This is a genomic window from Paenibacillus spongiae, from assembly GCF_024734895.1.
In the GTDB taxonomy this organism is placed as follows: Bacteria; Bacillota; Bacilli; order Paenibacillales; family Paenibacillaceae; genus Paenibacillus_Z; species Paenibacillus_Z spongiae.
This window is the reverse complement of record NZ_CP091430.1, coordinates 7,211,915-7,235,310: the sequence shown is the minus strand read 5'-3', so window position 1 is coordinate 7,235,310 and position 23,396 is coordinate 7,211,915. Positions and strand designations below refer to the sequence as shown.

At 54.9% G+C, this 23,396-nt stretch carries 23 protein-coding genes; 14 read left to right on the top strand and 9 right to left on the bottom strand.

The annotated features are described in order from the left end of the window. Window positions 1-89: 89 nt before the first annotated feature. From L1F29_RS32495 to L1F29_RS32455, 9 genes are all read right to left on the bottom strand, one after another. Entirely contained in the window at window positions 90-1,199 is a 1,110-nt protein-coding gene (locus L1F29_RS32495) for a putative 2-aminoethylphosphonate ABC transporter substrate-binding protein (RefSeq protein ID WP_258386099.1), read from the bottom strand. A gap of 201 nt (window positions 1,200-1,400) precedes the next feature. After that, window positions 1,401-2,186, bottom strand: a complete 786-nt coding sequence (locus L1F29_RS32490) for a DeoR/GlpR family DNA-binding transcription regulator (RefSeq protein WP_258386098.1) — start codon at window positions 2,184-2,186, stop codon at window positions 1,401-1,403. Window positions 2,187-2,308: 122 nt separating this feature from the next. After that, window positions 2,309-3,478: a saccharopine dehydrogenase family protein gene (locus tag L1F29_RS32485; protein WP_258386097.1), complete on the bottom strand. Its 1,170-nt coding sequence runs from the start codon at window positions 3,476-3,478 to the stop codon at window positions 2,309-2,311. 70 nt (window positions 3,479-3,548) lie between these two features. Beyond that, window positions 3,549-4,715, bottom strand: a complete 1,167-nt coding sequence (gene phnW / locus L1F29_RS32480; protein ID WP_258386096.1) for a 2-aminoethylphosphonate--pyruvate transaminase — start codon at window positions 4,713-4,715, stop codon at window positions 3,549-3,551. Then, the gene (phnX, locus tag L1F29_RS32475) at window positions 4,712-5,512 is read right to left on the bottom strand and encodes a phosphonoacetaldehyde hydrolase (protein ID WP_258386095.1); all 801 of its coding nucleotides are present in this window, start codon (window positions 5,510-5,512) and stop codon (window positions 4,712-4,714) included. The genes phnW and phnX overlap by 4 nt, the downstream gene beginning before the upstream one ends. Before the next feature lie 176 nt (window positions 5,513-5,688). After that, the gene (locus L1F29_RS32470; protein WP_258386094.1) at window positions 5,689-7,482 is read right to left on the bottom strand and encodes a putative 2-aminoethylphosphonate ABC transporter permease subunit; all 1,794 of its coding nucleotides are present in this window, start codon (window positions 7,480-7,482) and stop codon (window positions 5,689-5,691) included. Then, window positions 7,479-8,537: an ATP-binding cassette domain-containing protein gene (locus L1F29_RS32465; protein ID WP_258386093.1), complete on the bottom strand. Its 1,059-nt coding sequence runs from the start codon at window positions 8,535-8,537 to the stop codon at window positions 7,479-7,481. Before L1F29_RS32465 ends, L1F29_RS32470 begins: the two co-directional genes overlap by 4 nt. Window positions 8,538-8,888: 351 nt before the next feature. Beyond that, a complete protein-coding gene (locus tag L1F29_RS32460) occupies window positions 8,889-9,392 on the bottom strand; it encodes a ferritin (RefSeq protein WP_309252429.1) in 504 nt (167 codons plus the stop codon). Between the two features lie 119 nt (window positions 9,393-9,511). Continuing rightward, window positions 9,512-9,739: a DUF1450 domain-containing protein gene (locus tag L1F29_RS32455; protein ID WP_258386091.1), complete on the bottom strand. Its 228-nt coding sequence runs from the start codon at window positions 9,737-9,739 to the stop codon at window positions 9,512-9,514. Window positions 9,740-9,850: 111 nt separating this feature from the next. On the opposite strand from L1F29_RS32455, the gene L1F29_RS32450 reads away from it, so the two are divergent. From L1F29_RS32450 to glpK, 14 genes are all read left to right on the top strand, one after another. Next, window positions 9,851-10,015, top strand: a complete 165-nt coding sequence (locus L1F29_RS32450; RefSeq protein ID WP_258386090.1) for a hypothetical protein — start codon at window positions 9,851-9,853, stop codon at window positions 10,013-10,015. Between the two features lie 101 nt (window positions 10,016-10,116). Then, window positions 10,117-10,632: a GyrI-like domain-containing protein gene (locus L1F29_RS32445; protein ID WP_258386089.1), complete on the top strand. Its 516-nt coding sequence runs from the start codon at window positions 10,117-10,119 to the stop codon at window positions 10,630-10,632. A 116-nt stretch (window positions 10,633-10,748) separates the two neighbouring features. Further along, window positions 10,749-10,964 (top strand): YwbE family protein, encoded by a 216-nt coding sequence (locus L1F29_RS32440; RefSeq protein WP_204820163.1) that lies wholly within the window; start codon window positions 10,749-10,751, stop codon window positions 10,962-10,964. Window positions 10,965-11,165: 201 nt separating this feature from the next. Next, window positions 11,166-11,648 (top strand): NanQ anomerase/TabA/YiaL family protein, encoded by a 483-nt coding sequence (locus L1F29_RS32435; RefSeq protein ID WP_258386088.1) that lies wholly within the window; start codon window positions 11,166-11,168, stop codon window positions 11,646-11,648. 249 nt (window positions 11,649-11,897) lie between these two features. Continuing rightward, window positions 11,898-12,686, top strand: coding sequence for a delta-lactam-biosynthetic de-N-acetylase (gene pdaA / locus L1F29_RS32430; protein ID WP_258386087.1), 789 nt, complete (start codon window positions 11,898-11,900; stop codon window positions 12,684-12,686). Between the two features lie 202 nt (window positions 12,687-12,888). Further along, complete coding sequence (locus L1F29_RS32425; RefSeq protein WP_258386086.1) at window positions 12,889-14,223, top strand: DUF2252 domain-containing protein; 1,335 nt, start codon at window positions 12,889-12,891, stop codon at window positions 14,221-14,223. A 129-nt stretch (window positions 14,224-14,352) separates the two neighbouring features. Then, window positions 14,353-14,850, top strand: coding sequence for a CcdC family protein (locus L1F29_RS32420; RefSeq protein ID WP_258386085.1), 498 nt, complete (start codon window positions 14,353-14,355; stop codon window positions 14,848-14,850). A 242-nt stretch (window positions 14,851-15,092) separates the two neighbouring features. Next, window positions 15,093-15,554, top strand: coding sequence for a MarR family winged helix-turn-helix transcriptional regulator (locus tag L1F29_RS32415; protein ID WP_258386084.1), 462 nt, complete (start codon window positions 15,093-15,095; stop codon window positions 15,552-15,554). A gap of 195 nt (window positions 15,555-15,749) precedes the next feature. Then, entirely contained in the window at window positions 15,750-16,298 is a 549-nt protein-coding gene (locus L1F29_RS32410; RefSeq protein ID WP_258386083.1) for a glutathione peroxidase, read from the top strand. A 240-nt stretch (window positions 16,299-16,538) separates the two neighbouring features. Next, a complete protein-coding gene (gene add / locus L1F29_RS32405; protein ID WP_258386082.1) occupies window positions 16,539-17,600 on the top strand; it encodes an adenosine deaminase in 1,062 nt (353 codons plus the stop codon). A 30-nt stretch (window positions 17,601-17,630) separates the two neighbouring features. Next, window positions 17,631-18,947 (top strand): deoxyguanosinetriphosphate triphosphohydrolase family protein, encoded by a 1,317-nt coding sequence (locus L1F29_RS32400; protein ID WP_258386081.1) that lies wholly within the window; start codon window positions 17,631-17,633, stop codon window positions 18,945-18,947. Between the two features lie 57 nt (window positions 18,948-19,004). Continuing rightward, a complete protein-coding gene (locus L1F29_RS32395; protein ID WP_258386080.1) occupies window positions 19,005-19,568 on the top strand; it encodes a glycerol-3-phosphate responsive antiterminator in 564 nt (187 codons plus the stop codon). A gap of 204 nt (window positions 19,569-19,772) precedes the next feature. Then, window positions 19,773-21,434: a glycerol-3-phosphate dehydrogenase/oxidase gene (locus L1F29_RS32390; RefSeq protein ID WP_258386079.1), complete on the top strand. Its 1,662-nt coding sequence runs from the start codon at window positions 19,773-19,775 to the stop codon at window positions 21,432-21,434. 33 nt (window positions 21,435-21,467) lie between these two features. Continuing rightward, window positions 21,468-22,961, top strand: a complete 1,494-nt coding sequence (gene glpK / locus L1F29_RS32385; protein ID WP_258386078.1) for a glycerol kinase GlpK — start codon at window positions 21,468-21,470, stop codon at window positions 22,959-22,961. Window positions 22,962-23,396 lie beyond the last annotated feature (435 nt).

Here is a 23,396-nt window from a genome sequence, read left to right as displayed (position 1 = left end):
CAGGACTCATTATCGAGATTGTCACCCCCGCAATGGAAATGGCCGGACGCGATGTAGTTTCTACACGCGCCGGCCATTTTTGCGGACTATTATGATTTCGGTTCGCTCTTGCCGTCGTACCGCTTCGTCCATTCGCCGAGGATGGCTTCCCGGTCTTTAGCGGCTTGCTGCAGATCATACTTGATCAACTGCTCGACAGGGTTCTTCGAATATCCTTCAGGAATTACGCTGGAATCGCTCTTCACGGAAACGATGGCGAAATTCTTGTTGTACTCCTGCATGGCTTCATCGGAAATTGCCCAGTCCAGGAAGTCCTTCGCCACTTGCTTGATAGCCGGTTTGTTCACGAGCGCGTTCGCTTCTACGTCCCAGCCGGATCCTTCTGCCGGGAATACCGTTTCGACAGGAGAGCCTTTCTTCTTCTCCGATATGCTGCGGTATCCGAACGAGATGCCAATCGGGTATTCACCCGTACCGGCCATCTTCGCAGGCTTGGAGCCCGAGTGCGTATACAAGCCGATGTTCTCATGCAGCTTGTCCAGGTAAGCCCAAGCTTGCTCGGCGCCCTTGAGCTGAACGAGTCCGGATACCGTCAGGAAGCCCGTGCCGGAGGAAGCGGGGTTAGGCATGGTGATCAGCCCTTTATACTCGGGTTTAATCAGATCCTCATAAGATTGCGGGATCGCAATTCCTTTCTTCTCGAGCTCCACGGTATTGACCGTGAAGGCCGTTTCCCAAGCATCTATGCCGACCCAATGCGCGGGATTCGCGCTATCCTTGAAGCTCGGCTCGATCCGCTCGATGCCCTTGGGGGAATAGGGTGCGATCATGCCGTTCTGGTCAAGCACGAGAAGGCTCGTTGCAGCGGTTCCCCAGACGACATCGGCTTGCGGATTGTCCTTCTCGGCAAGCAGCTTCGCTGTGATGATACCGGTTGAGTCGCGTACAATATTGAGCTTCACATCCGGGTATTTGCTCTTCCACGTCTTCAGATATTCGTTGATTTGATCATCCTCAAGCGCGGTATAGACGGTCAGTTCCTTGCTTTCCGTGTCGACGCCGGCTTCAGCGCTGCCAGCCGCGGCGGCCGCATTATTGCCGCCTCCATTTGTTTCCGGTGCGTTGTTTTTGCTGCCGCATGCCGATAAAATGGACAAGACGATGAATGCGCTCATGATGAGTAACCAACGTTTTTTCATTGTTATCGCTCCCTTTTTCTTTCTGTGCTCTTGCTCCTTATACTATAAGGAGGATTCGTTAAACGAAGGTAAAATACAAGTAAATATTTTGTTTTGTTTTCTGTTTGGTTGTTTTATCGTGTGTTATCATGAAAAAACTACGCCGATGCACAGGCGTAGTCCTTATTCATATAATGGAAAGGCCGGCAGCATTCCGGCCCGTTATTCCGCCACGATCCAATGAATGTCATTCTCGTCCAGCTTGTCCTTCCATTCTCTTGGCGGAGCTACATCGCTGATAATCATGTCGATCTCCTCCAAGCCTGCAATCTTGCAATAGTGGTTCGTGCCGAGCTTGGTATGGTCTGCGAGCACAATCGTTTGCTTAGCTTGCTTCATGAATGCGCGGGAAAGCATGGCGCGCTCGTCCTCGTAGCTCGTAACGCCTCCGTCGATTTGAAGCCCGTCCGCCACGACAAATGCTTTATCGACATGGAAATAGGACATGAAATGGACGGCCAGCGAGCCGGAGGTCCGATAATGCTTCGGGTTGACGCGCCCGCCGAGAAGGACGATTTCGCCGTCGAATACGCCGCGGTTTTTGTAGGCGATGAGCGAATTCAGCGTATACATAGACGTGACCAATATGGTTAACTGGCTTTTGAGCGCCAGCATGTCGATCATCTGCAGCGTTGTCGTACCATCATCGAGGATGATCACCTCTTTGTCCTGCACGAGAGCAGCCGCGGCGCTGCCGATCAGGCGTTTCTCCGCGGCTTGCAGCACTTCCCGCTGCACATAGACGGGCTCTTCGCGCTCCACGTTGATTTTGACCGCGCCCCCATAAACTCTCTTCAGCTTGTTCTCAAGCTCGAGCTCCTCCAAGTACCGGCGGATCGTTTCCGATGACACCTCAAGCTTGGCTGCGAGCTCGGGCGAACGAACCTTTCCTTGAAGCTGAATCATGTTTAATATAATCTGCTTTCGTTCTTCCCCGGCAAGCGACATCGTCGTATTCTCCTTTTTGCGTGATCAATCATCCGGAGCTTTGCCGACAAGTGACAACCGGTATTCACGATTGCAACACTTGCGGACACTGCCACAATGATTTGCATTTGCATGTCGTCCGTTTACAAATTCTCAATCGTTTCGTGAATGTGAATGCCGCGTTTGCGGAGCTGATCGAAAATAGCAGATGGCTCGAATGCCTCCTCAGGCGTTACGATTCCAGGGCGGCCCGCACATAATGTCTGGCCTGTTGCGATCAGCTCCGTTGCGATGGCAAGCGGAATCCCGACGTTGCGCGTGTAGGCGCGAAGCGCTTCCCAGCCCGGCACTGAACCGTCGGACGACGGATGGGTATGGGTGAGCGTATGGCGCCGTGAAATGCCGTCCTTCACACCGGTTACTTCGACGTGCAGCGCATAGCCGTACAGTTCTGTTTGGCTGCCTTCCGGCGCATCGCATAAATAGCTCCCGATCGCATCCATAATGCCGATTTCCGCATCGCCGACACGAATCGCGTCATTCCGCATAAACCCGTATTCGTACAGGGCCCGGACAAGGCGCATATTTTGCTGCGGCCAAGTTCCCCGTACTTCGATCAATCGGACGCCTTTGCTTTGCAGGGCGCGGGCAAGGGTGCGCGTCTCGGCATGGGGAATGATGTATTGAACGGCAGTGCCGTATGGCTCAGGCAGCTTGATTTCGCGAGGACGGGCAAAAGGCGGCACTTGAATGAATTCGCCGTTCTCATAAACGATGCGGCCCGGCAGCTGCGGATCATACTCGTACGTTGTCGTTTCTGCGATAGACTTGGAGAATGCGATAGGGCGATACGACCCGTGGCTGACGCGCACATCATGAACGTCATCCAGCTGATTGGCGGCATGCATGGCCATCATTTGGGTTACGCCAGGCGTCATGCCGAAGCCCGGCAGACAGGTTCGCCCATGTTCTACGAAGCCTTCGTGGCTGCGATCTTCCTCCCCGAAGCCGTTCAAGTTGATGCCGTGGCATCCCGCCTCGGCGATGCATGCCGTCGACAGCCCGTTCAGCGTAATGGTCGTGCCGTCCATGACAATATCGTAGCCGCGCATTTGGCGGACCGTAGCGTCGTGATCGCGCACATTGACTTGTACGACATTGACGCGAGGATCGTTAAGCTCGGCGGCTACGCGCTCAGCCTCTTCCACGTTATAGTCGCCAATAGTAATTTGTTCGAATTCCGTATGCTGGACCAGATCCAGCACCGCTTCCCGGCAGATGCGGCCCGCGCCGCCCAAGCAAAATACTTTCATGTTCAATAACTCCCTTCGAATGGAAAAGGTATGGAGAAAAACCGTTGCTCTGCACAATCCGGCGGTGCCGTTATTGCCTGGCGGACAGCGCTTTATAATGTGCAACTGCCTTTAGCAAGCGGTGTACATCGCCTGGATATATCTCGCCGATACTGCCGATCCGGAAGGTATCGGCGGAGGAAATTTTGCCGGGATAGATGACAAAGCCTTCTTGTTTCAGCGTTTCGTAGAACGATTGGAACGTGAAGCCTCCGTCCTCCGGGCAGCGGAACGAAGTGATGATCGGCGATTGCAGTTCCCGCGGCAGCAGCGGCGCAAATCCCGCGGCTTCCATTCCTTCGACGAGCGCCCGCTGATTATCGGCATACCGGTTATGGCGCGCTTCGATGCCGCCTTCTTGCTCAAGCTCAACCAGCGCTTGGTCAAAGGCGCGGACAACGTGAGTGGGCGACGTGAATCTCCATTTGCCCTGCATCCGCTCCATCGTCTCCCATTGATCGTACAGATCGAGCGATAACGAGCGGGCATTGCCGCGGCATGCCCCGATCGCTTCTCCGCGTGCGAGGACGAAGCCGAAGCCCGGGACGCCTTGAATGCATTTGTTGCTGCTGCTGACCAAGAAATCGATTCCGAGCTCGGCCATGTCGAGAGGGATGCCGCCGAAGCTGCTCATTGCATCGACGATGAACGTTTTACCGTGACGGCGGACGACCTTCGCAATATCTGCAAGAGGATTGAGAACGCCTGTCGTCGTCTCGCAGTGGACGACGGCCACATGGGTAATCATCGGATCCTCCGCTAATGCCTGTTCGAGCGTATCCGGTTGAACGCTCGCAACCTCCCCGAATGGAATAACGGCAGTAGAGATGCCATGGACGGCTGCTATTTGGGCCATACGGTCTCCATAAGCGCCATTCGTAATGACAGCAAGCTTGCCGCCATTGCGCGGAAGCGCGGTTCCGAGCGCGGCCTCAACGCTGAACGTGCCGCTGCCTTGCATGAGAACGGCCGTGTATTCGGCGGGATTGGATGGCGCGGCCAAGCGGACAAGCCGCTCGCGGATCGACTGAACGAGCCGGTTATATTCGTTATCCCATGTACACCAATCGCGCAGCATCGCTTCCTTCACGGTCGCGGTCGTGCTTAGCGGGCCCGGCGTAAGAAGCAAATAGGGGTTTGCGTTTGGAACGACGGGTTTTACGTCCGGCGATGGAGCGGGAGATAATGGCTTGATCATGGCTGTTCACCCCGTACGAGCGCATTGTTAATATGCGTGATGACGCCGTCCAGTTCCCCGATTTCCCGAATGATGTAATGGGCACCGGCTGCGGTCAGGCGGTCGGACACTTCTACATACAGCCGTTCGCGTTCCGCGGCCGATAGTGCCTTCGTTTCCTCCAGGCTCAAGCCGAGCTCATTGCCGCCGAATACGACACCGACGGTCCATGCTCCGGCATGGCGCCCTTCGAGCATATCCGCCTCCGTATCGCCGCATTTAACAATAGCCCGCATCGGATAAACGCCGAGCAGCTCGGCGACGCGATAGACCATCCACGGATGCGGCCGGCCGCCGCCCGGCACTTCGTCCGGCGTTACGACGACATCGGGGGCATAACCGCGTTTCGCCGCTTCGGGCTTAATGATGTTCATCATCGGGCGGGTGTAGCCTGTCGTGGATCCGATGGCGATTCCGCTTGCTCGAAGCCGTTCCGTGAGCTCGACGGCGCCTGGAACCGGCTGGGCGAATTCATGGAGAATGGACATGAGCATCGGTTCGAACGTTTCATACATTTGATCGATATCGGCTTCTTCGGACGGACGGCCATATTTCGCCGTCCAGGCTTGCGCGACTTCCGGTGCGGCGCAAATGTCGCGAAGATGGTCTTTCTTCATCCGCCCCATCGGACCCCGGACAACGGAAGCCGGTACATCGATGCCGCGCTCCAGGAACATTCGGCGGAAAGCTTCCACCGGAGCAAAACTGCCGTAATCAACCATCGTCCCTGCCCAATCCACAATTACTGCTTTGATCATTCTTTATTCCTCCTAAAAGTTTTGTGGGGTACATCGCTTCGTGGAAGCGGAAATCGAGCAAAACTTGCTTCGAAAGCATGGGCCTAAGTTTTGTGAGGTACATCGCTTCGTTGGAAGCGGAAATCGAGCAAAACTTGCATCGTAAGCATAGGCTCTGTTGTTTTGCAAGGCTCCGTTTAACGTTCGCGCCAAGCGGCCGTCTTGCGCCGGATGCGGGCGGAATACGCTTCGTAGAGCAGGCGGACGATCAGGTTCGTGAAGATAATCAACACGGACATGGCCGCCGCTTGAGCGGTGTCTCCGGCATCGTCCATACTGACGATGGCGATGGACGCAGGCTTCAAATCCGCGCCGTACAGAAAAATGACCGCAGATACCGTTACCATGGCATTGATAAAGAAATAGATGGCCATCTCCATAATCGCCGGCAGCGAAAGAGGCAGTGTAATCCGCATGAATGAACGAATCCGGGAAACGTTCATCGACAAGGAGACGTTCTCGAATTCTTTGTCCATCATTTTCAGCGACGTTGTTGCGGTCATGAAGGGAACGGAGTAAAAGTGGGCGATATTCGCCAGCACGAGAATACTCATCGTTCCGTAAATGACGTTGAGCGGATTGCCGGGGTCGTTGAAGAAGAAAATATAAGCCAAACCGATGACAAGACCTGGCAGAGCCAGCGGCACGATAGAGAGAAAATAACCGGTTTGCCGCAAGAACGGCAGGATGCGGATATGTTCAATCAAGTACGCGAATATAAAGGTGACTAACGTACCGATGACGGCGGTTAACGCAGCCATTCGCAAGCTGTTCCAGAATGGCGCGAAGCCGCCTGCGGCTGAATCGGTAAATTTATAGTTGTCCCAGGAGAGGGTCATCTGGTACGGCCACACCTTCACTAACGACGCGGTGACAACCGCTGCGAGCAAGACCAGCATCGCCAGCGCAATCATTCCCGCATACGTATGGGCCATGACGTTGCGCGTCCGGTGAGGCCTTACAATATAAGGCGTCGATCTGGATGTGACGTACGCTTGCTGCCTGCGCGTGACGACCCGGTCGATAATGAATGCAACGACGGCCGGGAGGGTAAGCACGATGCTGACGACGGCTCCCAAGGCCATATTTTGCTGACCGACGACCTGCTTGAAAATATCCGTTGCCAGTACGTTGAACTGCCCGCCTACCACCTTGGGAGCGCCGAAATCGGTAAAGCTTAGCGTGGCGCAGACAATAATGGCGCTCATAAGCGCATATTTGACGGAAGGCAGCGTTACGGTGAACAGCTTCTTCCATTTGCTCGCCCCAAGCGTTTCAGCAGCCTCATACAGCCGGTAGTCACTGATGGACAACGCGGCTGACAAGATCAGAAATGCTTGCGGGAACGTGTAGATAACCTCTGAAATAATGATGCCGACCGGTCCGTATAGGGGAATCCGCATCTCAAAAGGCAGCCAGCCGAAGAAACCGGTGGAGATGAGTCCTTGATGGCCGAATAAATAAGTCAGTCCGATACCGTGCATCATCGTCGGTGCGAACAATGGCAGCAGTGCCGCTGCTTTGTACAGCGATTTGCCGCGAATGTCGGTACGGGCCAGCGCGTAAGCCAGCAGAAACGCCAGCGGTACGGCAATGACCGTTGTCATGAACGAGACGAAAACCGTATTTTGAAGCGACTGCAGCAGAGCCGGGGATTCGAGATAGGCTCGAAAATAAGCAAGACCCGCATAGCTGCCGTCAACGGTCAGAAAAGCTTGTTTGAAAATGGCAATGAGCGGCAAAATGATCAGGACGGCGAGCGATATGAGCATGGCCAGCAGTGCTGCGGCTTGTATCCATTCGGCTGTGCCCCAAGTGCGCCGGAATCGCGCTAAGGAGCTCTGGAGCCTGCCGCCCGGCGCGGGTCCGTGATGATTCGGCGGCTGTTCGGGCTGAGAATCGATCCGCGCTGCGTTATCGGTTTTTATCATAGGCGAGCCTCGGCATACGCCCCGTCTGCTTCAACCGGATATTGCAGCAGACGGTCGGCCGGAAGCTGCAGCGTCATGACGGTATTGCGTCTCAGGTCGTGCTGCTGAGCAGCTTGCGCCGATACATCGACCGTAACCGCCGAGGCTGCCTTGCCGCCATGATCGCTTATCGGAAGCAGGCTGATCCGGTAGAATGAACCGCGAAACTCAATGTGCTGGATGATGGCGCGGAACGATCGGGAACCGTCCGCAGTGTCCACTGCTCCGTCAGGTGCGATAATGATATGTTCCGGGCGCATGGCATAGAGCTGCTTATCCGCTGCATGTTCGGGGAAGAAGTTGATCGCTCCGATGAAATCGGCGACGAAAGGCGTGCTCGGCCGGTCGTATACCTCCTGAGGCGTACCGGTTTGCACCACGAGGCCGTGATCCATGACGATGATCCGATCCGCCATCGTGAGCGCTTCCTCCTGATCGTGAGTCACCATGACGGTCGTGATCCCAAGGCGCTGCTGCAGCAGACAAAGCTCTTCCCGAAGCTTGACGCGCACCTTCGCATCAAGCGCGGACAGCGGTTCGTCCAGCAGCAGCACCTCCGGCGACATGGCCACGGCGCGGGCTAATGCGACGCGCTGCTGCTGGCCGCCTGACAGCTGCGAAGGATAACGATCGCGGATACCTTCCAGGTCGATCAGCCGCAGCATCTCATCGAGCTTTGCCTCCACGTCCCGGCGAGGCATTTTTCCTTTCAGCCCATACGCGATATTGGCGGCAACCGTCAAATTCGGGAACAGCGCGTAGGATTGAAATACAATGCCGAAGTTTCGTTTGGCCGCGGGAAGCATCGTGATGTCGCGTCCTCCGAGCAGCACCGTTCCGGAGTCCGGCCGTTCCAAGCCGGAAATAATGCGCAGAAGAGTCGTTTTGCCGCATCCGCTCGGGCCGAGCAAGCAAGTGAATTTGCCTTTTGGAATGTCGATAGCAATGTTATTTAACGCTTGAAAGGATCCAAACGACTTTCGGACATTTCGTATGGTCAGTCCCTCTCGATTCATGGCCAATCTCCTAACGTAGCAAAATGGATAAACATGTGTTTCGTTGGCTTTGCTTGTGTTGACCCGGTTCAGACATTCATAGTGTAGGGGATAAGTGTAAATGGGGTGTAAAATCCAAGTAAAGATTGTGTTATTTATTTTAATTAATTGTATTTAGTTGGTTTTTGTAGGAGGGAGTATAGGGAGTAGGCGATATGAAATGAGAATCAATGGACGAAGAAAGATCCAATTATCGGCAATATTTTTCGATGGTTTGATCAACTGGCTGGATTCATCCCAGTCTACGGAACAATAATAAAGAAGAAAGGACGGTCTCCGCGGAGACCGTCCTTTTTCTGATTTATAAGGCTATTACACCGCAGGAGGCGTAAATACGCGCTGCGCGAACTCGTTATCGAGCATGAAGAAGGCGTTGCTGTCCTGGTCGATCCGCTTCAGCTTGTTAATGATGCTGTCGAACATAGACTCTTCTTCAACCTGCTCATCGATAAACCATTTCAGAAATTGAATGGTCGCATGCTCGCGGTCGTTCATCGCAATATCGGACAGATCGTAAATGCGGCGCGTTACGATCTGCTCATGCTCATAAGCGTGCTCGAACGCTTCCAGAATCGACTTGTATTCGTTCTTAGGGGTATCCATGCCTTGCAAGTAGACGCGTTTTCCCCGGTCGTTCAGGTACTTGTAAATTCTCATGGCATGAAACCGTTCTTCCTCGGCCTGGACGATGAAGAAATTCGCGAACCCGTCCAAGCTTTCTCCCGAGCAGTACGCGGCTATGGCCAAATAAACTTGGGCGGAGTAAAATTCGAAATTCAATTGATCGTTCAGAGCCTGACTGAGCTTATCGTTCATCATGGGCCTCACGCACCTTTCATCGGTTCTAACGGCAGACAAGCCCCTGCGCAGGATGCATGGCAACGGCTGCGAGCGGCTGGACATCAGTCTCTATAGTGTATCACAATTGGATGATTTTAGCCTATTCGCTTCTTTAATTCCTCAACCAGCATGTCGGCAGTCGGTGCGACGATGACCTCTTTCTTGCCGATCATGACGATGCACTGCTTGACGCATAGCTTGCAATTGCCTAGGCAGTCCTTCTTCTTCTGCTTGAGATCGGGGTATTCATCCTTGATCGTTTTGTATACGGCCTTCGAGCCATGCCTTCTGAAATTCCGGCAGCAATATTTGATTTTCTTCATCCGCTCGTACCGACCTTTCCGGGTGTGGTCTGCACTTTCCTTTCTCAATGATATTCATTCTCATTAAATCTGTCAACAGGCGATGTAGCGAGAGAGGCGGAGCTAATCAACATGCTGTGCACAAGCAGCAAGGACAAGTCGAATAACGATGTGCTGGGGATGTCCATCGAGGACGCGGAGGGCTTCTTCCAGGAGGAGAAGCTGATCGCGATTTCTCATATACGTCACCGCCATGGTGTATATAACCCTGGATTCGATAAGCAATGCGAGCGTTAATCGCGGAAGGATTAATCTAGGAGATGTGCAGGAACCCTGCCACACAGCTGTCAGTAATGTCGTCGTATAATAAAGTGGACAAGCCGAGAGGGGAATAACAGATGAATATTCGATATGAGAAAGTGGAAGCGATGAAATTATGCGGTCTGGCAGGGAGAACGACGAATGCCGCAGAAGCGGGACCGGGCGGGCAAATTCCGGCGCTGTGGGGGGCTTTCCATGCCAAGGGCGTTACTTCCGCATTAAGCGGTTATGCGGAACCGTCCAACATGTATGGACTTTACGCCGAATATGAGAGCGATGCGAGCGGTGAGTACACGATACTGCTGGGGCATCGTCTACTTGAGGAATCGGAACCGTCCGGACTGCCTGACCAGGAGTGGAAAACAATTGACCTGCCCGCATCTCGCTATGCCGTGTTCACGACAGAACGCGGACCGGTCGCGAAGGTTGTTCCCGAAGCTTGGGGACGGATATGGGCATGGTTCGCGGAGGGCAATGGCACCCGTACATTCACAGGCGACTTCGAACGGTACGACGGGCGCGCGGCCGATCCGGCAGATGCGGTCGTTGAGATCTATATCGCGGTTACGGATGGCGATGCCGCTAATATGTAGTCGATAAAAGCGATTGGGCAGGCGGCCTGCGTTTTAACCATACAGTCGTGATTTGTCTATTTGCCGTTACTAATGGTACGCTATAATCATCTAGAATGATTAGAAGGAGACCAGGCATGAGCACGAATGGACAACAGCGGGCGTCGATCCGCCCGGGTATTACAGTGGATATCGTCTTGAAGCAGGATCAGCCGACGGGGAAGCTGACGCGAGGCGTCGTGAAGGATATATTGACGAATTCGCCCAATCATCCGCATGGCATTAAAGTAAGGCTGCAGAGCGGACAGGTCGGCCGTGTAAAATCGATCATCGCTCCCGGCTCCGAGCAATAAGGCTGCTGAGCGAGTTCGTATAAGCCTGCTTGATCCGATGAGCCGGTATCAACGAAAGAGGCATACCGGATATCGTTAAAGCTTACAATAAACAAGGTGCCGCAGGCCAAGCCGTACGGCGCCTTGTTTATTGTCGTTGACAGTCCGTACCGCCTGTTCGATAATGACGTTGCAAGAATATGCGATCGGAGGCGACGAACAATGATTTACAGCAATTTGGCCAATTACGAGTACGAGAAAGCGACCTTTCCTGCGCCTGTACGCCGCGCGATCGACCGGCTGCTCGATATGGATCTGGACGCTCTGCCGGCAGGGCGCCACGAGTTCGGCGAACCCGGGATGTATCTGCTCATCAATGAGGTCACCACGCAGCCGAAGGAACATGTCAAACCGGAGTCGCACCTCGTACATACAGACCTGCAGCTGCTGCTAACGGGCCGTGAGCGGATGGTGGTTGCGAAGCTTTCTGCATCGCTGGAGCCGGAGGATGACCGGTTTGCAGCACAGGACATTGCCTTCTATGGAGCGGTAAGCGGCGAGATTGACGTGGACCTGGTTCCCGGTGCGTTCGTCGTCTTGTACCCCACCGATATTCACCGGCCCAACTGCTCAGTTGAAGAGGACATTCCCATTCGCAAGGCGGTTGCTAAGATCCATCAGGACCTGTTCGCCGACCGGGGATAGGCATCAGCCATGCGCAGCTCCTGGTGCTCGACATGGCGCTTCTCCACGGCACAAAGACCGGTTTTGCAATTGCCAGCAAGTATGAAAGTATTTACCGGAGCGCCATGCCTATTAAAGTGCCCGGAGGACCGGTTCGATTCTTGCAAAGACATGAGCGGAATGCATGAAAATGGCGCGCGTGGCGCAATATAACCCCGAACCCAACCATTAACGGTTGGGGCGAATCGTGCGAAGGGGGAGTTGACGTTCATGCGTGGCGTCCTTCAACTGCTAGTGGCTGTACTCTTGTGCAGCAGTTTGCTGATCGGGCATGGAGCCGCGGATGCTTCCGGGGGTAAGCCGTATCACTTTGGCTTCAAGAAGAGCAAGAATGGCCAGCTGCCGTCTATCGCGGAGGAAGGCTTCATGGACATTGTGAAGAAGCATGGTGCCATCTTCCTGGGCGACACGTCGGACAAGGAGCTCTACCTGACATTTGACAATGGCTATGAGAATGGCTTCACGGCGCCTATTCTCGACATATTGAAGAGCAAGGGTGTTCCTGCGGCCTTCTTCATTACGGGTCATTATGTAAAGGATAAGCCGGAGCTGGTCAAGCGGATGGTCGCAGAAGGGCATATCGTCGGCAATCATTCGTGGAGCCATCCGGATATGACCACCTTGCCTGCGGAGCGGGTTCAATCGGAGCTCGACCGCGTGAAGCTTGCGGTGAAGGAATTGACGGGTCAGCAGGAGATGCATTATTTGCGGCCGCCAAGAGGCATCTTCAGCGAGCAAACGCTTGCGGTTAGCCGTCAGGTGGGGTATATTAGCGTCTTCTGGTCCATTGCCTACAAGGATTGGGATACGAAGGCGCAGAAGGGTGCCAAGTACGCTTACGACAGCGTCATGGCGCAGCTCCATCCTGGAGCGGTCATGCTGCTGCATTCCGTATCCAAGGATAATGCGGAAGCGTTGGCGCAAATTATCGACGATGCCCGAAGCAAGGGCTATACCTTCAAAAGCCTGGATCAAATGAAGGTCAAGCAATATCGCTAGCTCAAATTTTTAGGCTGGCTGTCTTATCCCCGTACAGAACTACATAAGCTGCGGCCGGAGCGTCACGAACGTTACCGGCAGCAGCTTTTTATATGCATCGACTTCCGAAGCTGGGGCTCGAGGAATTGAAAACGTCCGGATTATGATGTACGTTGGTAATGACGGAATAAGCGGATTGGACGCATAAGGAGGCGATATCCGAATGGACTCGAACCTGACGGAACGCGTACGGCAAACCAGGCGAAAGCTGCGCAAACAGACGCTTACGGTTATTTTTGACGAATTCGATGGGAAGCTGATGGGGTTGGACCGGCGGAAGCGTGCGGAGAAGTACCGCAAGATGGCGGACAGTCCGTTCTCTTTCTTTCGGGGAAGCACTTATTTATTCTATAGCGACGTAACGCGGGAGTGGTTCCCGTACCATACGAGACCGGAACGGCCGACCTGGATTCAAGGCGACCTTCATTTTGAGAATTTCGGGGCGTTTCGCAGCGAATCCGGGGCGCTGGTCTATGATGTGAACGACTTTGACGAGGGCTATCTGGGCTCCTATTTGTACGACTTGCTGCGCATGTCCGTCAGCATCGCGCTCGTATGCCGTGTAAAAATGATGACGACGGAGGAGCAGCAAGGAATCATTGGCGCATTTCTGAGAGGCTATAGGGATCAAATACGCCGTTTTGCCAAGCGAAAGGACAATCCGGCGACGTTCGTCATGGATGAAGACCGCGCGGAAGGACAGATTCGCAGGCTGTTGAAGAAGCTGCGCAAACGGAAGGAGCAGCATTTTCTGGAGAAGGTGACGGCGCTCATGCAGCAGGAGCGGCAGTTCGCGGAGACGGATGAGATCGTGCCGCCCACGGAAGAGGAGCACCGTGCGCTGATGGAGGCTTGGCCGCAATATTTGGCGTCTGTAGAAGCCAGCGGGGAGGCGGCCGTTCATTTCAACATCAAAGACATGGCGGTTAAGCACGGTTCAGGCACGGCGTCGATCGGCTTGGACCGGTATTATGTGCTGATCGAAGCAGGCGAGGCGGCCGAAGGATTGGACGATGTTGTGCTTGAGGTCAAAGAGGTTCGCGTTCCCGTTCCCGCTTATTTCCTGCCGTATGACGATTCGTTCTGGGCGGCTCACGGCCATCAAGGGGAACGGGTGGTCATGACCCAGAAGGCGATGCACCATGAGGCGGACAAATACCTCGGCTTCTTATCGATGGGTGACCGGCATTTCTACGTGCGCGAGCGTTCGCCCTACAAGAAGCGGCTCAAGCTCGAATCGCTGGAGACGGCTGAATCGCTGGAGACGGTGGTCGACAGTATGGGCCGGCTGACCGCTAAGCTGCATGCCCGGGCTGATATCGATGTGCGGCAAGGGGTGCTTGCTTATCATAGCGAGGATGAGATTGTCCTCGCGATGGGCGAAGATGAAGAAACGTTCTGCGCGATTGTCGCGCAATGGGCGCTGTCGTATGCGGATCAAGTGGAATATGACTATGCGTTATTCGTCGAATGGGCGGGGAACCGCCGCAAGAGCTAGGGCGGAAATAATATAGCGGTCTAATGCATACCGTATAGAGCATCCATTTGAAACCGGGTATATAATTGCAGTACGCTTATTAAGAAAACCGTGGCTGATAGGAGGCCCACTGAAGAAGGAGGCGGGCGTGTGCATCTGTTCCCGCAATCGTTTCAATTGTCCCATATCGCATCGATTCTCTTCTCGCTGCTTGCCGGCGCGGCGGTTGTCTTTCTTCGCCTCCGCGCTTCCAACCAGCCGACTTCGATGCGCAAAATCATCATCCCGCCGATTGCGATGTCCTCCGGCTTCCTCATGTTTGCCGTGCCGGTGACGCGGGTCCCATGGCTGTGGGCGCTGGCAGCCTTCGCAGCCGGTGCGCTGCTGTTTGCTTATCCGCTCATCCGCACCTCGAAGCTCGAACGCTCCGGTGATGATATTGTGCTGAAGCGGTCGAAGGCATTCATTATCATTTTGTTAGCTTTGTTCGTGATAAGGCTTCTGCTGCACGATGTCCTGGAAGCTTACATCAGCATTCCGCAGACAGCCGGGTTATTCTTCATTCTCGCATTCGGCATGATTCTGGTATGGCGGATCGTCATGCTGCGCAAATATAATGAGCTTCAGCGGGAGCGGGAACGGGATTAAGGCAAGGAATAAGGCTGCTTGTATGAGAAAAGAGCTGTAATAAGGTGAATAAATAACTTTGCTCAAACAGAGTCCTGGCGGCGAGAAATGCCATCGGGACTTTTTTAATTGATTGGAGGGGTGCTGTCCGGGCAGCGTATCTGCAGACAATCTTGACAGGGCTTTTATCCTTTGCTAGTATTTATATTGTATAAAATATAATTTTGTAAAATCAAATAAGGGCATGCGGCCAGGAGGTGGCTATGGAATCCAACGCCTTGCTTCATCTAGATAATCAGCTTTGTTTTGCGCTGTATGCCTGCGCACGCGAGGTGACGAAGCTTTACCGGCCTTTTCTCGATGAGCTTGGATTAACCTATACCCAATATGTCACCATGCTCGTGCTGTGGGAGAAGGATGACATCGCGGTCAAAACGCTGGGCGAACGCCTGCATCTGGATTCCGGCACGCTGACGCCGCTTCTCAAGAAGCTGGAGGCATCCGGGCTCATTCTGCGCGAACGGGACCGGGAGGACGAGCGCAGCGTCATCGTTCGTCTGACCAGCAAGGGACAATCGCTTCGGGAGCGTGCAGAAGGCATACCGGGGCAAGTGTTCCGGCAGACGAAGCTGACGCCCGACCAGATTGCTGCGCTCCGCGATCAGCTTCATGAGCTGACCGCTATGATTAACGAGCAGGCTGAGCCTGAGCAAACGGAGCGCTAATTGGGCGATATGCTTACGAAGCAGTGTTTGTTCGACTACCGTCGCTATGCACACTAAAACTAGACTTATGCTTACGAAGATGTTTTTGTTCGACTACCGTCACTATGTACACAAAAACTAAGCTTATGCTTACGAAGCAGTTTTTGTTCGACTACCGTCACTATGTACACAAAAAACTTTCAGGAGGTCACAACAATGTCAACCATTTACGATTTTGAGGCGCAAACCATCAAAGGGGAAACGAAGCCGCTCGCCGATTACAAAGACAAGGTGCTGCTCATTCTGAATACGGCAAGCAAGTGCGGCTTCACCCGCCAATATGCCGACCTGCAGAAGCTGTACGAGCAATATCGCGATCAAGGGCTGGAGATCATCGGTTTCCCGTCGAATCAATTCGGCGGGCAGGAACCGGGAAGCAACGAGGAAGTGGAGAGCTTCTGCCAAGTCAATTACGGCGTGACGTTCCCGCTGTTTGCGAAGACCGACGTGCGCGACGAAACCGCCCATCCGGTATTTCAGTATTTGACGGAAGCGGCGCCGTTCAAAGGGTTCGATACGACTCAGCCCGGCGGTCAAAAGATGGATGCCTTCTTGCGCGAGAAGATGCCGCAATGGATGGGAGACAATTCGATCAAATGGAATTTCACGAAATTCCTTGTCGACCGTGAAGGAAATGTCGTCAACCGGTTCGAGTCGACGGTGGAGCCAGCCGATCTTAAGGGCGATATCGAAGCTCTTCTGTAAGGGGAGAAGGCTTTGTCTATGCTTTAAATCTCGTGTGGGTTAAAATAACATAGGCGGATATGGAGCAGCGCTTACCGGTCCAGCTGGACTGGCCAAGCAGCTGCTCTATCCGTTTCTATAAGGATTTGGTTGAGCTGCTCTCATGATCCGCTGCCTTGTATTCGGACAAACACCTTAAGTAAGATCAATGGCAGCTCGATGCGAATAAGATAACATGAGTCGTCATTCGGAGGGGAAGATATGGATAACAATTACGCTCGCCATGAGCTTCTAGCCGCTCTGCCCAAAGCGGATCTCCACATTCACCTGGACGGAAGCGTGAAGCCGGAGACGATTCTGGCACTCGCGCGAAGCCGGGGCATAACGCTGCCGGCGGACCGGGCGGATACGCTGCTTCCCTATATGAAGGTTGAAGACGATTGTGAGAGCTTGCGGGAATACTTAAGTAAATTTCAATTCGTGCTGGACTTCATGCAGGATACGGAAGCGCTGGAGCGCATCGCTTACGAATTGGTGGAGCAGGCTGCGCAAGAACAGTGCATCTACACGGAGGTGAGATTCGCACCTCAGCTTCATACCGGGCAGGGACTATCGCTCGATGCGATAATCGGCAGTGTGCTTGCAGGCTTGAGGCGCGGCGAAGAGCAGTTCGGCGTTACGGCCCGCGTGATCGTTATATGCATGAGGCATCACGCAGAGCCTGAGAACCGTGCAGCGATAGAAGCTGCAGCCAGGTTCAAGGACCGGGGCGTCGTCGCCGTCGATCTGGCCGGAGACGAAGCTTCTTACCCGGCATCGTTATTCCGGGGGCTGTTCGCGCTGGCCCGCGAGAAGGGGCTGCCGGTAACGATTCATGCCGGAGAAGCGGCAGGCCCGGCGAATATTGAGGAAGCGGTTGTCCGTCTCGGCGCAAGCCGGATCGGACATGGCGTTCGTCTGCGGGAGAACGCGGACATTCTGGAACTGGTGAAGCAGCGCCGCATTCCGCTCGAGATGTGCCCGGTCAGCAATATTCAGACGAAGGCGGTATCCGGATGGAACGATTATCCGGCGCGTGACTATATTCGGCAAGGATTGGTCGTGACGGTCAATACGGATAACCGCACGGTCTCCGGTACGACGATGACCCGGGAATACCGCATGCTGATGGATGAATGCGGCTTCGGTATCGGCGATATCGCGGGGGTCATCCGCAGCGGATTCGAAGCGGCTTTCATCGGACGGGAGCTGAAGGATTCGTTCCGGCGGAAGCTCGCAGAAGCATGCAAGGAAAAGGGTATACTGATCGATAACGAAGATTGACAATATTCCGGAAGCTGGGAGGGAGAGCCCATGAATATACGCAAATTGCGGTTGTTTGATACCGAGAACGTCTACTCCAGCGAAAACCGCGATGAATATGAGAAAGACTACGCCAGGCTGATCCAGTCTCCCGCCTTTCGCCGCATGCAGGGCAAGTCGCAAGTCTTCGGCGCAGGCACCGGCGATTATTACCGGACGAGGCTGACCCATTCGATTGAGGTTTCCCAGATCGCCCGGGAGGTCGCCCGCCGGTTGAACAAGACGGAGGCTTTCCTCGCGAAGCGGGAGCATCCCGGCCTCGTCATCGAGCCGGAGGTGGTGGAATGCGCTTCGCTGGCGCATGACCTGGGCCACCCTCCGTTCGGGCACAAAGGCGAGGAGGTACTCCATAAGCTGCTCTCTTCGCAATATGGGCTGAGTTATGAAGGCAATGCCCAGAACTTCCGTATTCTGATGTTTCTTGAGAAGCGGGCCGGGAGCGATAGCGGGCTGGATCTGACAGCCGCGGTTCTGCTTGGAATCAACAAATATCCGTTCAGCTTGGGCGAACCTGGACGGATGAAGGGCGTCTACCCACGGGAGTGGGAAGGGATCAACTATCTTCGGGAGCTGTGGGCCATGCCCGAAGGACGCGCCACGCTGGAAGCCCAGCTGATGGATCTGTGCGACGACATCGCCTATTCCACCCATGATATCGAAGACGGGATCCGGGCAGGCAAGATCCAGATGAACCGGAGCTTCTTCGAGGATGACCGGCTTGCGGAGCATCTGGTTCAGGAGATTGTTGAGGATCACGGCAACGGGAATGTGGGTTGGGAACAGGTCGATATTCCCGCGATGGTCCGACGGGTATTCGACTTGTATCTTGAGCAATGGGAAAATATTTATTTTGCCTGCGACCGGGAAGTATCGCGTACGCGCCGGGAGATGAAGGCCCGTTGGGTCAGTCAATTCGCGGCGCAGGTGGGCATTATCGACGATCCGGATACAGGCTGGAAGCGGGTAACGTTCGTCCGCGACGGCGCGGAAGATTTGGAGCTTCTCCGGACGATGGAGATTCTGAAGAAGCTTGCTTGGGTAACGCTCATTAAGGATTTCCGTGTGCAGCGGCTGCAGAAGCGCAGTGAAATCATGCTCCAGCGGCTGTGGGAGAGCTTCAAGGAGGAGACGACCGGACGTCTCATCATTCCGCCGGATTGGATAGAGAGCTATGAGCGTCAGCGGCAGAGCTGGCCGTGGCCGAGGCTGGTTGCCGATTATGTCTCGGGTATGACGGATACTTATGCGGAGAAGGTATACGGCGAGCTGTTCGCCAGCCGCAGCGGGTCGATTTACGAACGGGATTAATGCGGCTTAGCCGCTCTTTTCATCATTTTGCCGTTAAGGAAAGCGGGGTTGTAAACGATGGCCTTTCATCGCCAGCTCATACTGCCTGCCGTCCGCAGGATCAAGGATCTGGAGAAGCTGCTCGGCATGAGCTATGAGTATATCGTCCTGCTCGACAGCCACATCAGCCAAGTTCAGCATGTTGTGGAGATGGCAAGGGCGAACGGGAAAAAAGCGCTGATTCATGCCGATCTTATCGAAGGCTTGAAGAACGACGAATACGCGGCGGAGTATCTGTGCCAGGTCGTTAAGCCAAGCGGCATCATATCGACCAAGTCGGGCGTCATTATGAAAACGAAGCAAAACCGGCTGCTCGCCATTCAACGCCTCTTTCTGCTGGATACGGGCGCGCTGGAGAAGGGTTATTCGCTGCTGGAGCGGACGATGCCGGACTATATCGAAGTGCTCCCCGGCGTCATTCCGAGCATCATTACGGAGGTCAACGACCGGACGGGCATTCCGATCTTCGCCGGCGGTCTGATCCGTTCGGTTCGAGATGTGGAGCAGGCTTTGGCTGCCGGGGCGAGTGCGGTGACGACATCCGACAAGGAGCTGTGGAAGCACTTTGAAGGTCTTGCTTAAGACGGCTCCTTTACATCGGCCTCCCGCTGCTACGCGGAAGAGAAGGCTTTATTTCCTCGCTTGTAAGTGGTATGATGGCAGTAAGTTAATACACGGTTGGAGAACCCGGAGAAACCACATTTGCCCTGCATGTATGCATGCAGGGATGAATGTGGTTTCTTTTTTTGTATTCTGACTCGTAACCACCAAGGGAGGCACTACAGGATGGAACGAACATTTTCAGCTGCTGGGCGGCATGAGCTGTTGAACGGCTTACAGGATGAGATTTATGATGTATTGATTATTGGAGGAGGCATAACAGGAGCGGGTATTGCGCTTGATGCCCGGACCAGGGGCATGAAGACGGCGCTTATAGAAATGCAGGACTTTGCGGCCGGCACGTCCAGCCGTTCCACGAAGCTCGTCCATGGCGGATTGCGGTATTTGAAGCAGCTTGAAATCAAGGTTGTCGCCGAAGTCGGGAAAGAGCGTGCCGTCGTATATGAGAATGGCCCGCACATCACGACACCCGAATGGATGCTGCTTCCGTTCTATAATGGCGGCACGTTCGGCGCGTTCACGACATCGATCGGCTTGAAGGTCTATGATTTTCTGGCGGGCGTGAAGCGCGAAGAACGCCGGAAGATGCTCAGCCGGGAGGAGACGCTGCGCAAGGAACCGCTGCTGAAGGAAGAGGGCTTGAAGGGCGGCGGCTATTACGTCGAATACCGCACCGACGATGCGCGCTTGACGATCGAGGTGCTCAAGAAAGCGGTGGAAGCCGGGGCCGACGCCGTTAACTATGCCAAAGCGGAGAAGCTGCTTTATGAGAACGGCAAGCTGACCGGCGTCCAAGTGACCGACCGGATTGGCGGGGGCACCTATACGGTGCGCGCCCGGCAGGTCGTGAATGCTACCGGACCTTGGGTCGACACGCTTCGCGAGCAGGACAAATCGAAGAAGGGCAAGACGCTGAGGCTGACGAAAGGCGTGCATCTGGTGTTCAATGGGGAGCGGTTCCCGCTGCATCAGGCGATTTATTTCGATACGCCGGACGGCCGGATGATGTTTGCGATCCCCCGCGACGGCAAGACGTATGTCGGCACGACGGATACGGATTATACAGGGGACACGGCGCATCCTACGACGACCCAAGCCGATTTGGACTATGTCCTGCAGGCTTCGCGGGCCATGTTTCCGAAGCTCAATCTAAGCCAGGCGGATATCGAATCCAGCTGGGCAGGTCTGCGGCCGCTTATTTATCAGGAGGGCAAATCGCCGTCGGAGGTTTCGCGCCGGGACGAGATTTTCCGCTCCGATTCCGGGCTGATTACGATTGCGGGCGGCAAGCTTACCGGCTACCGGAAGATGGCGGAGACGGTGACCGATCTGCTCGCATCGGAACTGGGGAAGAGCGGGCGCGAAGGATTCGCCGGATGCTCCACCAAGACGCTGCCGCTATCCGGCGGGGATATGGGCGGTTCGGCAGGCTTCCCCTCCTATGTGATGACGAAGACGGGGGAAGGCGTTCGTCTGGGTCTGCCGCGGGACGCTGCGGAGCGCTTGACGCGCCGGTACGGTTCGAACGTGGATCAGGTGTACAGCCTGCTGCCGGCTGTAGCTGCCGACGCAGCGCGGTATAACATGCCTCTGGAGGTTTGCGCGTCTCTAAGGTACAGCATGGACTGTGAGATGACGGCCACGCCTTCGGACTTCTTCATCCGGCGCACCGGAGCGCTGTTCTTCGACATCGCATGGGTAAAGAAATGGGAGGATGCCGTTATTCAGGCGATGACGGACTGTCTGGGCTATACGCAGGAACAGCGGGACCGTTACAAGGCGGAGCTGGACCGGCAGCTTCAGGAAGCGATGACGCCAACCCCATAAACAAATCCGACGATAACAGAAAGAGGGATGCAGATGGATGCCAGGTATATCTTGTCGATCGATCAGGGCACGACGAGCACGAGAGCGGTCTTGTTCGATCGCGACGGCAGCGTTGCGGGAATCGCCCAGCAGGAAATTACGCAGCACTTTCCAAAGCCAGGCTGGGTAGAGCATAATGCGAACGAAATATGGGTCTCGGTGTTTGGCGTCATGGCTGCTGCCTTGACGGAGGCCGATATTCGACCGGAGCAGATCGCCGGAATCGGAATTACGAATCAGCGGGAAACAGCCGTCGTGTGGGATCGCCATACAGGCCGTCCCATCCACAACGCGGTCGTCTGGCAATCCCGGCAGACAGCGGAATATTGCGAGCAGCTGCAGCGGGACGGACATAGCGAGCTGTTCCGGGAGCGGACGGGGCTGCTCATTGATCCCTATTTCTCCGGAACGAAGGTGAAGTGGATCCTCGATCATGTCGAAGGGGCGCATGAGAAGGCGGCAAGCGGAGAGCTTCTGTTCGGCACGATCGATTCGTGGCTCGTCTGGAAATTGAGCGGCGGCAAGGCGCATGTAACCGACTATTCGAATGCTTCGCGGACGCTGATGTATAATATTCACGAGCTGCGCTGGGATGAAGAGCTGCTGCGGATTCTCGGCATTCCGGCCTGCATGCTGCCGGAGGTCCGGTCTTCCTCGGAAGTGTACGCCAATACGGTGGAGCATCATTTCTTCGGGAAGAGCGTACCTATTGCGGGGGTAATCGGCGACCAGCAGGCGGCCTTGTTCGGGCAGGCTTGCTTCGAGAAGGGGATGGCCAAGAATACGTACGGGACCGGCTGCTTCATGCTGATGAATACGGGCGATCAGGCGATTGCCTCCAAGCATGGCCTGCTGACGACAATCGCATGGGGGATCGGCGGGCGAGTGGAGTACGCGCTTGAAGGAAGCGTGTTCGTGGCGGGGTCCGCGGTGCAGTGGCTTCGCGACGGCCTTCGGATGATCAAGACGGCTGCCGATGCGGAAGCGTATGCCCGCAAGGTCGACTCGACGGAAGGGGTTTACGTTGTGCCTGCCTTCGTCGGTCTGGGCACGCCGTACTGGGACAGCGATGTAAGAGGAGCGATCTTCGGGCTGACGCGCGGCACGAGCAAAGAGCATCTCATCCTGGCTACGCTGGAGTCGCTCGCGTATCAGAGCAAGGACGTGCTGGTTGCCATGGAGGAGGACTCCGGGTTGACCTTGACCGGTCTTCGCGTTGATGGCGGAGCGGTGGACAATGCGCTGCTCATGCAGTTCCAGAGCGATCTGCTTGGGGTGGATGTAGAACGTCAGGAAATCCGTGAAATCACGGCGCTCGGTTCGGCTTACATGGCGGGTCTTGCCGTCGGTTTCTGGAAGGACCGCGAGGAGCTGCTTGCGAAATGGAAGTCCGGGCGCACGTATTCCCCTTCCATGGCGGAAGAGAAGCGTTCCGAGCTGTACGGCGGCTGGAAGAAGGCGGTTAAGGCGGCTATGGCTTTCAAGTGAGAAGGCGGCACTGAATGGCCATGGCGAGGAATATCAAGGCAGTCTATGAAATAGTCTAATGCAAAATAACAACTAAAATGAATGGAACCAACATGAACATCACTAGTCGCGCCGAATGCGGGGAACTTCTCCTTGAATCGACCGGATTAGTGATGTTTATTTGTGTATCAACAATATGTATGGCTGGCAATAGAACACTATAGAGATGGACAGCGGTGAGTTATAACAAAATTCGAGTTGTCGTGAAGTCGTATTTTTTGCATGATTACAACTAAAATGTTGAACGGCGTACAACTTCTAATGAGCGGCGTGCGACTACGCAAGAGGAGCCTCCGCTGCAGCATGCAGGCGGGGATTTCTTCACGTCATGCAGCAGAGCATTTCAAATCTTATCTCAGTAAGGAGACAGATGTCTGGCAATGGATGAGTGCCATA

Coding starts and splice junctions, on each gene's coding strand:
- L1F29_RS32495 (WP_258386099.1), bottom strand. CDS start 1,199: ATGAAAAAACGTTGGTTACTCATCATGAGCGCATTCATCGTCTTGTCC.
- L1F29_RS32450 (WP_258386090.1), top strand. CDS start 9,851: ATGCTGTGCACAAGCAGCAAGGACAAGTCGAATAACGATGTGCTGGGG.
- L1F29_RS32400 (WP_258386081.1), top strand. CDS start 17,631: ATGAATATACGCAAATTGCGGTTGTTTGATACCGAGAACGTCTACTCC.
- L1F29_RS32490 (WP_258386098.1), bottom strand. CDS start 2,186: ATGTCGCTTGCCGGGGAAGAACGAAAGCAGATTATATTAAACATGATT.
- L1F29_RS32435 (WP_258386088.1), top strand. CDS start 11,166: ATGATTTACAGCAATTTGGCCAATTACGAGTACGAGAAAGCGACCTTT.
- L1F29_RS32485 (WP_258386097.1), bottom strand. CDS start 3,478: ATGAAAGTATTTTGCTTGGGCGGCGCGGGCCGCATCTGCCGGGAAGCG.
- L1F29_RS32445 (WP_258386089.1), top strand. CDS start 10,117: ATGAATATTCGATATGAGAAAGTGGAAGCGATGAAATTATGCGGTCTG.
- L1F29_RS32390 (WP_258386079.1), top strand. CDS start 19,773: ATGGAACGAACATTTTCAGCTGCTGGGCGGCATGAGCTGTTGAACGGC.
- L1F29_RS32455 (WP_258386091.1), bottom strand. CDS start 9,739: ATGAAGAAAATCAAATATTGCTGCCGGAATTTCAGAAGGCATGGCTCG.
- L1F29_RS32470 (WP_258386094.1), bottom strand. CDS start 7,482: ATGATAAAAACCGATAACGCAGCGCGGATCGATTCTCAGCCCGAACAG.
- phnX (WP_258386095.1), bottom strand. CDS start 5,512: ATGATCAAAGCAGTAATTGTGGATTGGGCAGGGACGATGGTTGATTAC.
- add (WP_258386082.1), top strand. CDS start 16,539: ATGGATAACAATTACGCTCGCCATGAGCTTCTAGCCGCTCTGCCCAAA.
- pdaA (WP_258386087.1), top strand. CDS start 11,898: ATGCGTGGCGTCCTTCAACTGCTAGTGGCTGTACTCTTGTGCAGCAGT.
- glpK (WP_258386078.1), top strand. CDS start 21,468: ATGGATGCCAGGTATATCTTGTCGATCGATCAGGGCACGACGAGCACG.
- L1F29_RS32440 (WP_204820163.1), top strand. CDS start 10,749: ATGAGCACGAATGGACAACAGCGGGCGTCGATCCGCCCGGGTATTACA.
- phnW (WP_258386096.1), bottom strand. CDS start 4,715: ATGATCAAGCCATTATCTCCCGCTCCATCGCCGGACGTAAAACCCGTC.
- L1F29_RS32465 (WP_258386093.1), bottom strand. CDS start 8,537: ATGAATCGAGAGGGACTGACCATACGAAATGTCCGAAAGTCGTTTGGA.
- L1F29_RS32460 (WP_309252429.1), bottom strand. CDS start 9,392: ATGAACGATAAGCTCAGTCAGGCTCTGAACGATCAATTGAATTTCGAA.
- L1F29_RS32425 (WP_258386086.1), top strand. CDS start 12,889: ATGGACTCGAACCTGACGGAACGCGTACGGCAAACCAGGCGAAAGCTG.
- L1F29_RS32415 (WP_258386084.1), top strand. CDS start 15,093: ATGGAATCCAACGCCTTGCTTCATCTAGATAATCAGCTTTGTTTTGCG.
- L1F29_RS32410 (WP_258386083.1), top strand. CDS start 15,750: ATGTCAACCATTTACGATTTTGAGGCGCAAACCATCAAAGGGGAAACG.
- L1F29_RS32395 (WP_258386080.1), top strand. CDS start 19,005: ATGGCCTTTCATCGCCAGCTCATACTGCCTGCCGTCCGCAGGATCAAG.